At 33.1% G+C, this 12,595-nt stretch carries 10 protein-coding genes; all 10 read right to left on the bottom strand.

Going from position 1 to position 12,595, the window contains the following annotated elements:
- Nucleotides 1-3: 3 nt before the first annotated feature.
- Complete coding sequence (locus ABD077_RS11520) at nt 4-483, bottom strand: lipocalin (RefSeq protein ID WP_343912453.1); 480 nt, start codon at nt 481-483, stop codon at nt 4-6.
- Between the two features lie 316 nt (nt 484-799).
- Nucleotides 800-2,122, bottom strand: a complete 1,323-nt coding sequence (locus tag ABD077_RS11525) for an MFS transporter (RefSeq protein WP_343912454.1) — start codon at nt 2,120-2,122, stop codon at nt 800-802.
- A gap of 85 nt (nt 2,123-2,207) precedes the next feature.
- Nucleotides 2,208-3,029 carry a M48 family metallopeptidase gene (locus ABD077_RS11530; protein WP_299601325.1) on the bottom strand — a complete coding sequence of 274 codons (822 nt, stop codon included), beginning with the start codon at nt 3,027-3,029 and terminating at the stop codon, nt 2,208-2,210.
- Nucleotides 3,030-3,153: 124 nt separating this feature from the next.
- Complete coding sequence (locus ABD077_RS11535; RefSeq protein ID WP_343912455.1) at nt 3,154-5,553, bottom strand: glycoside hydrolase family 31 protein; 2,400 nt, start codon at nt 5,551-5,553, stop codon at nt 3,154-3,156.
- A 159-nt stretch (nt 5,554-5,712) separates the two neighbouring features.
- Nucleotides 5,713-7,623 carry a 1,4-alpha-glucan branching protein GlgB gene (glgB, locus tag ABD077_RS11540; RefSeq protein ID WP_343912456.1) on the bottom strand — a complete coding sequence of 637 codons (1,911 nt, stop codon included), beginning with the start codon at nt 7,621-7,623 and terminating at the stop codon, nt 5,713-5,715.
- A gap of 65 nt (nt 7,624-7,688) precedes the next feature.
- Complete coding sequence (locus ABD077_RS11545; RefSeq protein WP_343912457.1) at nt 7,689-8,960, bottom strand: glucose-1-phosphate adenylyltransferase; 1,272 nt, start codon at nt 8,958-8,960, stop codon at nt 7,689-7,691.
- A 5-nt stretch (nt 8,961-8,965) separates the two neighbouring features.
- Complete coding sequence (locus ABD077_RS11550; RefSeq protein WP_343912458.1) at nt 8,966-10,372, bottom strand: glycogen synthase; 1,407 nt, start codon at nt 10,370-10,372, stop codon at nt 8,966-8,968.
- Between the two features lie 221 nt (nt 10,373-10,593).
- A complete protein-coding gene (locus tag ABD077_RS11555; RefSeq protein WP_343912459.1) occupies nt 10,594-11,436 on the bottom strand; it encodes a DNA alkylation repair protein in 843 nt (280 codons plus the stop codon).
- 23 nt (nt 11,437-11,459) lie between these two features.
- The gene (locus ABD077_RS11560) at nt 11,460-11,774 is read right to left on the bottom strand and encodes a hypothetical protein (RefSeq protein ID WP_343912460.1); all 315 of its coding nucleotides are present in this window, start codon (nt 11,772-11,774) and stop codon (nt 11,460-11,462) included.
- A 136-nt stretch (nt 11,775-11,910) separates the two neighbouring features.
- Nucleotides 11,911-12,591, bottom strand: a complete 681-nt coding sequence (locus ABD077_RS11565) for a helix-turn-helix transcriptional regulator (RefSeq protein ID WP_343912461.1) — start codon at nt 12,589-12,591, stop codon at nt 11,911-11,913.
- Nucleotides 12,592-12,595 lie beyond the last annotated feature (4 nt).

Raw genomic sequence — 12,595 nt, forward strand, 5'->3', positions numbered from 1 at the left:
GAGTTATTGTATTTTATTAAAGTCCATTGTAATAACAAATGGTTTTCCTTCTAGACTTACTGTCTGTGTCCAAGTCATGGTAGTGGCATCCAAATGCTTAAGCATCATTCGATAGCCTTTGTTATTGTTTGTGCTTTTTTTCTTTTCATCAATTGGTTTGAATAAAAAACTATATTCACCATTTTCTGAAGGTTCTGGAATTGTAAACCTGAAATTTCTCGCCCCTGTAGATGTACATTGATTTTCATTTACAGTATACATCCCAGTATTATTATTTGGGATAAACTTCCAAATTCCACCTGTTAAACATTCTGCAGAAGCATCATTGTATAGCGTAACCTCAAAAACTCCAGAACGATCATATGATATCTTATCAAGTGACCATTCTCCTTTTAATGTTTTTTTGGCAGCAATTATCGTTTTCTGGCTTGCAGAACATGAAGCCAGAAGTACAACCGTGAGAATTAAAATTATTTTCTTCATCAATTTTATATTTACTTAAAGTTTGGTTTATTGGTTACATAAATTCAAATATCATAACACCTCAGATATTTTGATCATTTTAAAACATGAAAATTTGATATTATTCGATAAAAATCCCGAATCCTAGATGAACTAATATTAGTATTGTTATTTGGTTAAATAACGATATAAACAGGTTAATATTTTTTCTTAAGACATTTTTAAAAACAACTTAAAATATTTGTTAAGAGTCTGTAATAAGAATACTGCAAATGTAACTTAGCTTATAAATTGATACGTCCTCAAATGAAAGAATGTTTAGTTCGTATGCTAACTATCATTTCTCATTTCGAGGGACTCTGAATAAAAGAAACACTCCAATAACAAAGAATATAATAAAAAATAGAATTGAATATCGTACACTCCCGGTTACTTGTGCCACAAGTCCATAAGAAAACATTCCTATAACAATTCCAATTTTTTCGGAAACATCATAAAAACTAAAATAAGAAGCAGTATCTACTGCATTTTCTGGTAATAATTTAGAATATGTAGATCTTGATAACGCCTGTATTCCACCCATTATTAATCCTACTATTGCAGCAGCTACATAGAATTGACCAGGCGTAGTGATCGTATACGCGTATACACATATGATGATCCATATAATATTTATAACAATTAATGTTTTTATATTCCCGTATTTACCAGAAGCTTTAGAAGTAAGAAAAGCCCCTGCAATTGCTACCAACTGAATTAGAAGGATACTAATAATAAGTCCTGTTGTTGCATCTTGCTCTCCCCAATCCAATTCTTCTATTCCGAAATAGGTAGCTATTAACATTATCGTCTGAACAGCCATGCTATAAACAAAAAATGCAAATAAATAGCGTTTAAGTTTGATGTTATCTTTTAGTGCTCGCCAAATAGATTTTAGTTCTTTAAAACCATTAAATAATATATCTTTTGACAACTTATCCTTTTTGTTTCCTTTTGGGAGATAGTAGTACGTATACTGACTAAACCCTATCCACCATACTCCAACCATTAAAAAGGATAACCTTGTAGGTAATCCTTCATTTTCAAAACCAAACCAATCATATTTTAATATCATGATCAGATTAATTATTAGTAGAATAACACTTCCTATATACCCTAGGGAATATCCTTTAGCACTAATAGCATCTTGTTGTTCTGGGAACGCTATATCTGGCAAATATGAGTTATAAAAAACAATACTTCCCCAAAAACCTATTAATGCTAATAGATAGCACAATAAACCAAAAAATAAATTCTCTAGGGAGAACCAATATAATCCAATACAAGAAAGTGCCCCTAAATAACAAAAGAACTTTAAAAAATTCTTTTTATTCCCTACATAGTCAGCAATACCAGAAAGAAAAGGACTTATAAATGATACAATTAGAAATGCTAACGCCGTTACATAACTAATAAGTGAATCATTATTAAAGTTTACACCCAAAAAAGTAACAGTATCACTAATGATATTATCATCATTATCACGTACGATTGTAAGTGCTCCCCAAAAAATTGGAAATACTGCAGATGAAATTGTTAAGTTGTATACAGAATTTGCCCAATCATAAAAAGCCCAGGCATTTAGTAATTTTTTATGTCCTTTTGGTAAACTATTTCCCATGTGCGAAAATTAAAAAAGCTGCTCTGGTTTGTCCAGAACAGCTTCTAAAATAGTTATTATCTTTTTAAGAAAGGATATTTTACAATTATTTAAAACTGGTAACACCAAATTTTCTAGCTTCCGCCTTTGCAGCAGGCGCCCACGCTGTAAGATTAGCAATTCTTGTATCGTTAGATGGATGTGTACTCATAAACTCTGGTGGTGCTTGTCCACCACTATTAGCTTTCATACGCTTCCATAATTCTGCAGCTTCGTCAGGATTATATCCTGCTATTGCCATTAATGTTAATCCGATCTTATCTGCCTCTGTTTCATGACTTCTACTAAACGGAAGCATTACTCCGAATTGGCTTCCCAAACCAAAGGCTTGACCTACAATTTGTTGGGTTTGTTCGTTCTGACCACTTACAGCCACAGCAGTCCCTACAGCAGCTATTTGCTGTAATTGACCTGCACTCATACGTTGTTGTCCGTGATTAGCAATTGCATGTACTACTTCATGCCCCATAATAGCGGCAACTCCTGTTTCGGTTTTTGCAATTGGTAAAATTCCTGTATAAAATGCTATTTTACCTCCTGGCATTGCCCATGCATTCACAGCATCATCTTCAATAAGAGCATACTCCCATTTATAATCCTTTAAATATCCCTGATGTCCATTAGCATTAAGCCATCTCTCCGCAGCAGTAGCAATTTTTTGCCCTACACGCTTGATCATTTCTGAATCTGAAGTACCGTTTACCACTTTACTTTCTCCTAATACCTGATTATACTGAGCGAAAGCTGCAGGCAAAATCTGGGAGTTAGGTACCAAAGCTAACGTTTGTTTACCAGTAAATGGATTCGTTGCACACGAAAGGAAAAGAGCTATAGATCCTAATGCAACTATTACTTTTCTTTTTTTCATAATAAGTAAGGATAGATATAATTTTTGTAATATAAAATTACAAAATTCAATACACCCATTAGAATAAAAAGTTATCTAATTGTGCACAAAAATCTATATAATACTGTAAATATCGATAAACAACTTATTTCGCAATAATATGAAGCTCTGTAAAGTTCTTAGGAACAACAATTGAGTTCTGATTAAATTTAAGATCGCTTAGTGATACTTCTACATTATCAATTTCGATTTTTCCTATAGTAAAAGGTAACGCGATAAATTCTATATTCATATTTTCATATTCTGTAACATAGGTTCCATTCTTATGTTGCTGTATTATGATTTCATTTTCTTTACCAGTAAAAGAAAAACTTCGTAAGCTATATCTTCCTTTGGTATAATCATACCCGTCTTGAGCATCTTCATATACTTTAGAAACCTCTTTATTCCCTAGCTTGAAATATACTTCTAGTTTTAATTCTTCTATTTTCTTTTCTCCAACGTATTGTTGTATTGGATATTTTGGAATTATAGCTCCTTCTTTTACAAACAAAGGAATTGTATCTAAATCAGCATCTACCCATTGTTCCATTCCTCCTTTTACATATTCACGCGTCCAGTAATTATACCAGCTTCCTCGCGGAATATACAGCCTTCTTCCTTTGGCATTTGGTTCTTGTACAGGACATACTAAAATTTGATTTCCAAAAACAAATTCATCCGTTCTATAATGTGTTTGTGGATCTGTTTGATCGTAAAGTACTAAGGATTTCAACATTGGAATTCCTTCTTCAGCGTATTCCCAGAACATTGTATATAAATACGGTAGTAATTGATATCTTAACTCTACGTATTTTCTGGTAACATCAATCACTTCTTCTCCAAATGTCCAAGGTTCCTGATTGCCATGATCACCAGAGGAATGCGTTCTACAGAATGGATGAAAAACGCCAAGCTGTATCCAGCGAGCATACAACTCTCCTGTAGGATGTTCTGCAAAACCACCGATATCACTTCCTGTAAAAGACATACCACTCATGCTCATACGTTGTGCTTGGATATTTGCAATCCAGAGATGTTCCCAAGTAGCAACATTATCACCAGTCCATGACGAAGTGTATCGTTGAGCTCCTGAATATGCTGATCTCGTAATAACAAAAGGTCTTTTAGGGTATGCAAAACGTTTGATTCCTTCATAAGTGGCTCTGGCCATCTGAGTACCATAAATATTATGAGCTTTTCTATGACTACATGGATTACCATCATAAAAATGACGAACATCATCAGGGAATGTCTTTCCTGGAACCTCCATAACAGCGGGTTCATTCATGTCATTCCATACGCCTTTGATTCCTATTTCGTCAATTAATTCTTTAAACAGACCTGCCCACCACTCTCTTACTTCTGGGTTGGTAAAATCTGGAAAGTAACATTCTCCTGGCCAAACTTTACCTCTCATATAGGGACCATCAGCACGTTTACAGAAATAATCATTTTCCATAGCCTCCTGATATACCCAATATTGATCATCTATTTTAATCCCTGGATCGATAATAACAATCGTTTTATATCCATCTTCCGCTAATTCGTCTACCATGCGTTTTGGATCAGGAAAATATTCTTTATTCCAAGTAAAACATCTGAACCCATCCATGTAATCGATATCCAGATAGATAGCATCACAAGGGATTCTGAGTTCTCTAAATTTATTAGTAATCTCTTTTACTTTACTTTCGGGGTAATAACTCCATTTACACTGGTGATATCCCAAAGCCCATAAAGGTGGCAATTCTGGTTTACCGGTTAGATCTGTATAACGTGTTATTACATCCTGCATGTTTGGACCATAGAAGAAATAATAATTCATTTCTCCTCCATGTGCCCAAAAACTCGTTACATTACGACGTTCGTTACAGAAATCGAAGAAAGTTTTAAATGAATTATCGAAAAATATTCCATACGCTCTATCTTCATACATTCCTATATAAAAAGGAACACTTTTATATAACGGATCTTGATCCTTACCAAATGCATACTGATCTGTAGCCCAATTTTCTATTCGCTTCCCTTTTAAATTTAGATGCATTGGTTTATCTCCTAAACCATAGTAACATTCACCTTGAGGAGCGGATTTACTCATCTTCACAATATTACCTCCATACTCATAGCTTTGCTCCCAGTGAAAACCCCAATCGTCTTTGCAAATCACATTACCTTCTCTATCGCTTATGGTAACCTGGATATTTGATTTAGCAATGTTGATGATTACTTTTTTAGTAATAATATTATAAGAATCATCCAATTCTTCTACAGCTAATTCGCTATATCCTCTAACACCTTTTTCACTGATTGCATAAGAAAAGTCTTTCTCAAAATTATTATCCGTAGCATATCTAAAACGAATAACACTACCTCGTAAAATAGTAATTTGTAGAATTACTCCATTTTCAGTTGTAAAATTTATCTTATCTACATTTTGAGAAAAAGAGACAATCTTTCCAGGAAATAGATTTCCTTTTATTTCTAATTCGGTATTAGTAATCATAGCTTAGTTGGTTTCTTTGCTGTATTAGTATTGTAAAAAAACAATATCTATCGCAATAATTAAATTGTTTTATCGAGTATTTATCAAGAATATTTTACGAAAACGTTTGAAACAATATTCTGTTAACAATTGTTTAATATTGAGACTCAAACATCTATTCTACTTATCAAATTTAAATACCACAGCTCCTAAAGGTGGAATTGTAATTTCCGCAGAATAATCTCGGTAATGCCAGTCTTTTGATTCTATTTTTATTTTTGACGCTTTAAAATTTCCTGTTCCTCCATATTTGGTATCGTCGCTATTAAAAATTTGCTTTAAAGTACCTTTCATAGATATACCAATACGGTAATCTTTTCTCGGAACCGGTGTGAAATTACAAGCTATAACTAATGCCTCTTTATCATTATGGCCTTTTCTAACATAGGTAATTACAGAATTTTCATAATCATCATAGCTAATCCACTCGAAACCTTCTGCATCGAACTGTTTTTCATATAACGCTGGATTTTCTTTATACAATTTATTTAGATCGGTAATAAGGTTTTGAATACCAGAATGATAATCATATTGTAATAAGTGCCAGTCTAAACTACCCTGAAAATTCCATTCGTCATGCTGTCCAAATTCTGCGCCCATGAATAACAAATTTGTTCCAGGATGCGTAAACATATAGCTATATAAAAGCCTTAGGTTGGCAAATTTCTGCCATTCGTCACCAGGCATTCTACCAATAATACTCCTTTTTCCATATACAACTTCATCATGTGATAATGGAAGCAAGAAATTTTCGGTAAAAGCATAAGTCATACTAAACGTAAGATCATTCTGATGATGCCTTCTATGAATTGGCTCTTTACCCATATACAACAATGTATCGTGCATCCAACCCATCATCCATTTCATTCCAAATCCTAGCCCTCCCACAAAAGTTGGTTTGGATACCATTGGAAATGAGGTAGATTCTTCTGCTATGGTTTGCACATCAGGAAAACTTCTATAAACCTCTTGATTTAATTCTTTCATGAAATCAATCGCCTCTAGGTTTTCTCTTCCACCAAATATGTTTGGCTCCCATTCTCCATCTTCTCTGGAATAATCAAGAAATAACATAGAAGCCACTGCATCTACACGTAATCCATCTGCATGATATTGATCTAACCAAAATATTGCATTACTTATCAAAAAACTTTTTACTTCATTCCGTCCGTAATTAAATATCAGACTTTTCCAATCAGGATGATATCCTTTTCTTCTGTCAGGATGTTCATATAAACAAGATCCGTCGAAAAAACCTAAACCGTGACCATCTTCCGGAAAATGAGATGGTACCCAATCTAATAGGATCCCAATGTCATTTTGATGTAGTTTATCTACTAATAGTTTGAACTCTTCAGGATATCCAAATCTAGATGTTGGAGCAAAATAACCTGTAAGCTGATATCCCCAAGACGGATCATAAGGATACTCCATAATGGGCATTAACTCTACATGAGTAAAATTCATTTTTTTCACGTAGGCCACTAATTCATCGGCCAATTCGTAATATGACAAGGATCTATCTTCTTCTATTTTTCTTTTCCAAGAACCTAAATGAACCTCATAAACAGAAAAAGGAGCATCGATTGCATTGTTCTTTTTCCGTTTTTTCATCCATTCAGAATCTTTCCAGTCATATGAATCTTCCCAAACTACTGATGCTGTTTTAGGAGGATGCTCATATCTACGTGCATAAGGGTCTGCCTTCTCGGTAATCACACCATTATGATGAGAATGAATTTTATATTTATAAATATTTCCTTTTCCAACTTCTGGAATAAAACCTTCCCAAATTCCTGAGGCATCCCAACGAACATTGAGTTGATGTTCGTTTTCATTCCAAAAATTAAAATCCCCAATAACAGATACGGATTTAGCTGAAGGAGCCCACACAGAAAAATAAGTTCCCTTTACACCGTTCACCGTTACGATATGAGAACCAAATTTTTCATATAACCTGAAGTGCTTTCCAAGCTTAAAAAGATCTATATCAAATTCAGAAAATAAACTATGTACTATAACTTTACTCATAAAAGGTAATCATGATATGAGTGCATATCATATTTAGCTAAATAGAATTTCTATTTAGTAGGTTATTAAATTTTGAAATTATCTGGGATGATAGTCCCTTTTCTAAATACTACGATACCATCTTTGATAACAAATCGATCATCTTCGGTATCTTTTAAATGTGAACCTCCATTTACAATCACGTTATTACCAATTCTACAGTCCTTATCTATTATAGCATTATTGATGTTGCAATTTTCACCCACACCAATAAAAGGTCTATTTTCTTTGGAATCAGTTTCTAATTCTTCCAGATCTTGATATCGATCACTACCGATCATATAGGTGTTTTTAATCACTGTATTTTTACCAATTCTCGATCGAATTCCGATTACAGACTGTTCAATTTCTTTTGCTTGTATCAGACATCCTTCAGCTATCATTGATTTATCTAAGCACGTACCAGATATTTTTGACGGTGGTAAAACTCTAGGTCTGGTAAGTATGTTACGCTCGTTATCGAATAAATCAAACTTAGGAATGTCATTAGCCAACTCTATATTAGCTTCAAAAAAAGAAGCAATCGTACCGATATCGGTCCAATATCCTTCATATTGATATGCCAATACTTTATGTGTATCTATAGATTGTGGAATAATCTCTTTTCCGAAATCGATTCTCGATGGATCCGATAAAAGTTCTACCAACAATTGTCTATTAAATATATAAATCCCCATAGAAGCAAGATACTCACGCCCTTCATTTTTCATCTCATCACTTACTTCTGATTCCCAACCAGGTAATTTATCGGTACTTGGCTTTTCTGTAAAAGAGCTAATAAAACTCTCATCATCAGTTTTTAATATACCAAAACTGGTAGCATCTTTAGCATTTACAGGCAGTGTAGCTATAGAAATATCGGCTCCCTTTTCGATATGAGCAGAAATCATTTCATTAAAATCCATTTGATACAATTGATCTCCTGATAGAATCAGCGCATACTCAAAATCATGATTTAAAAAATGATGCATAGATTGCCTTACTGCATCCGCTGTACCTTGAAACCACGTTTTATTATCTGGTGTTTGCTCTGCAGCCAATACATCTACAAAAGCTTGACTAAAAGAACTAAATATATAGGTGTTTTTAATATGACTATTTAATGATGCAGAATTAAACTGAGTTAAAACAAACATCCTTTTGATATCGGAATGTATACAGTTGGTTATGGGTATATCCACTAAGCGGTATTTACCGGCTATAGAAACCGCAGGTTTTGATCTACTTTCCGTTAAGGGAGATAATCTGGTTCCCTGTCCTCCTCCAAGGATAATCGCAAGGACTTTTTTGTTAATCATTGTGGTTATTTTAAAGATTTATATAATTCTATGTATTTGCTCGCTGAATTATTCCAAGAATGATCAATTTTTACAATCTCTTTTTGTTTCTCTCTATAATATTTTTGATTCTCGTAAAATTCAACTCCCCTTTTAATTGAATTATACACATCCTGAACATTTACCTGGTCATGACAGATCCCAAAACCGTCATCACCAATATCTATAATCGTATCCTTAAGTCCTCCAATTCTTCTAACAATCGGAATAAGTCCATATCGTAAGGCGTACATTTGATTTAAACCACAAGGTTCTACGCGCGAAGGCATTAATAAAAAGTCTGCTCCTGCGTAAATGATATGAGAAAGCTTCTCATCATATCCAATATAAGTGTTATAAGAATCAGGAAATTCTTCTTTTACACTTCTCAATCTATTTTCTACTTGGTGATCACCAGATCCTAATATTAAAATATTCACGTCTAAATTACGAAGTGTTTCTAAACATATATCTGGTAAAAGATCAGCACCTTTTTCATACACTAACCTTCCTATAAAAGCAAATAACGGTTTCTCTACATCCAAACCAAACTCATCACACAACCATTTTTTATTCGCTTTTCTACCAGAAACAATATTTTTATCTCCATAATTCTTTATCATCATTGGATCCGTTTCTGTATTCCAGATCGTATGATCGATACCATTTAAGATACCAACACATTTATCTTTTTCATGATGTAAAAGACCTTCTAATCCGTTTGCTTGTGATTGTAATTCCTCCATATAACTAGGAGAAACTGTAGTTACTCTCCAAGCACATTTAATAGCTGTAGCTAATGGATTAATACATTGATCCCAGTCTAACAATCCTATATTATGGAGATCAAATTGCGGGATATAATCTAATTTATCGTAGGAAAACCAACCTTGATACTGTGCATTATGGATGGTGAGAACCGTAGGGATATCTATTAATTCCTGAAAGGCCGGAACTTGAGATACCAAAAAAGGAATCAATCCGGTATGGTGATCATGACAATGAATAACATCAGGTTTTATCTCTTGATTACGAAGCCAAATGAGTATGGCTAATTGAAAAGCAATGAATCTTTCCGTGTCATCATCATAACTATAAACATTTGGACGGAATAATAACTCTTTCTGATATACTAGATATATCTGAAAACCAAATTCTGATGAAATTACCTTCTTAATGGTAAAATCATAATGATGTATTCCTAAATTGATTGTTTCGGAAAAGACATCTTCACAAACAAGCTGATGTACCTTATCATTATCGTAATATGGTAGTATTACTTCAGTATTACAACCTAGTTCATTTAAATATTTAGGAAGCGAACCCACCACATCTCCAAGACCACCGACTTTTGCTAAAGGATAACATTCTAAACTAGTATAAAGTACTTTCATTACTTACTCTTTTCTACTTCTAAAATTATGAAATAGGTCTATTGTTGATAACTTCGATAAGGAGTTTAAATCTATAAAAATCCTGAAAACATTTACCTATAAAAACTTTAAAAAGAATAAGATTTAATAGTAATTTAATAATTATTTAGTGTATTAATTCGCTATTTTATAATAATATGATAATCTTTGAAAATGTGGTGATGGTTAACAACTATTTTTTATTATTTATTAATTGACCGCAAGCCTTTTTTGACAATATACTTAGTCTCTTTAGTCTTGGATTCTGTTTCCCATTGATTGCAGATCTTTGTAACCCATTTTGGTTGTGTTTTACTTGCATCATTTAACCAATTTCCTATTGCGTCTCTTACATATTTTGAAGGATCCGATTTTAATGGTTCTAAAACACTTAAAGCTTTTTCTGGAGATTCTTTAAGTTCATCGATTTTTTTCGTCCATACTCCAATAGGTCTTATCGTTTCTACCGCATATCTTCTAATATTCTCATCAGAATTTTTAACCCAATTGGATAATACCATAATAGATTGATCTAAATCCTGAATAATATATTCTTTGGTTGCAAAAATCGCTACTTCTCTTACTCCAAAATGATGATCTGCAGCAAATGGTTTGATCGTATGTAATCTTTCTGTTATAGACATATCAGTCGCCCCAAAATACTGCGCTGCCCAACATCTGGGTATATCTGAAACATGATTTGAAAGATAATTTATAATACCAGGATCATTGGTCAGCTGCATAAATGTAGCTCCAATAGCTTTAGTATTAGAATTTGCTGTTGGTTTCTTTTGATTAGATACAGCTTCATAAAAACTATCATACCAATTTGATTTATCTAATTCTTCTAATACTAGTTTTAATAAGTGTAATTGATCAACTGCTAACCATTCGATCAAATTTGCTGTTTCTATTAAACCTTTATTTAAATACTCCAGAACTTCTGGGTTAAGATCTTTAATACTTCTCGCTCCTTTTCTTTGTAAAATATGTTCAGGAATCATTCTACTGGTAATCTGTGAAATTGGTTTTAATTCTGCTAACATGGTTGTGTGGTTTAAAGATATGGTTATTCTTCGAATTGGTTAAAAACATCTAAATGATACATTTGCATGGTTTCTGGTTTGATAATTTCGAATATTGCAATAGCTTTAGGGTTTTTCATAATATCTTCGGATGCTTTTTTTGCAGCATTACCATCTTTCCAATATAACAGATCAATAAATTTTCCGTCTTTATTACTTGCTGTAGTTCTATCTATAAAACCATCATATAGTTTTATGATATCATTTAAAGAGGTCAAGGCTTCTTTGGCTTGTTTTGTAGAATACTCTGGATTGACTTCAAAGAGCACTACTTCCATGGTGTACGGTTTGTTTTTCATAAGGTGTTGGTTTTGACTAAATATACTTGCGCAGCATAAAAACAGACTAAGCATAACAGTGTGAATTAAGTGATACATGTTTTAATTTTTATCAAAACTAAATACCACATATGACAACCTTATGTCAGTAGGATTACTAGTGTTCTCTATATTTTTTAAAATAATCTTCTAGAGTGAATAATTTTGGAGGAAATATCTCTGAAGTTTCTATAAGATTTACAATACGATCCGTTCGGAATTCTCGATAATCATTACGTAATCTACAGAAAGCAATCATTACCCAAATAGTATTTGTAAAATATACCCCTAAAGGTTCTACGGTTCTTTTTGTAAATTCTTGAGAAGCCGCAGTGTACTGAATTTCTAAAACCCTTAAATCTGTAATCGCTTGTTGTATTACCGATAAATAGGTGCTTTCTGGTGATTTCCTAAAAGGCGGACTTACAATCCTTTGTTCTAATAATTCTAATTTTTCCTTTTGTGTAGTGTTTAAAATTGCCTTTACTTTTTCTACTACTTCATTATAATCCGCGATTAAAGATGCATCATTATTAGTCTCTATAATCTTAGCAGCTGTGATTAAAGCATTCGCCTCTTTTTCTGTAAACATAATGGGCGGTAATGAATATCCATCTACTAAGTAATATCCCGTTCCTGCTTCAGCGCCAATAGGTACTCCTGCATCGGACAAGGCTAGCATGTCTCTATAAATAGTACGTATACTTACATCAAATTTATCCGCTAAATCAGCAGCTTGCACTATTTTTTTAGATTGTAGTTTTACTAAAATCGCAGTTAATCGATGTAATCTTTTCATTATG

The organism is Aquimarina litoralis, assembly GCF_039523995.1.
Classification (GTDB): domain Bacteria; phylum Bacteroidota; class Bacteroidia; order Flavobacteriales; family Flavobacteriaceae; genus Aquimarina; species Aquimarina litoralis.

Excerpts from the sequence above, each read along its gene's own strand:
- ABD077_RS11520 (WP_343912453.1), bottom strand. The coding sequence starts at position 483 with ATGAAGAAAATAATTTTAATTCTCACGGTTGTACTTCTGGCTTCATGT.
- ABD077_RS11525 (WP_343912454.1), bottom strand. The coding sequence starts at position 2,122 with ATGGGAAATAGTTTACCAAAAGGACATAAAAAATTACTAAATGCCTGG.
- ABD077_RS11530 (WP_299601325.1), bottom strand. The coding sequence starts at position 3,029 with ATGAAAAAAAGAAAAGTAATAGTTGCATTAGGATCTATAGCTCTTTTC.
- ABD077_RS11535 (WP_343912455.1), bottom strand. The coding sequence starts at position 5,553 with ATGATTACTAATACCGAATTAGAAATAAAAGGAAATCTATTTCCTGGA.
- glgB (WP_343912456.1), bottom strand. The coding sequence starts at position 7,623 with ATGAGTAAAGTTATAGTACATAGTTTATTTTCTGAATTTGATATAGAT.
- ABD077_RS11545 (WP_343912457.1), bottom strand. The coding sequence starts at position 8,960 with ATGATTAACAAAAAAGTCCTTGCGATTATCCTTGGAGGAGGACAGGGA.
- ABD077_RS11550 (WP_343912458.1), bottom strand. The coding sequence starts at position 10,372 with ATGAAAGTACTTTATACTAGTTTAGAATGTTATCCTTTAGCAAAAGTC.
- ABD077_RS11555 (WP_343912459.1), bottom strand. The coding sequence starts at position 11,436 with ATGTTAGCAGAATTAAAACCAATTTCACAGATTACCAGTAGAATGATT.
- ABD077_RS11560 (WP_343912460.1), bottom strand. The coding sequence starts at position 11,774 with ATGAAAAACAAACCGTACACCATGGAAGTAGTGCTCTTTGAAGTCAAT.
- ABD077_RS11565 (WP_343912461.1), bottom strand. The coding sequence starts at position 12,591 with ATGAAAAGATTACATCGATTAACTGCGATTTTAGTAAAACTACAATCT.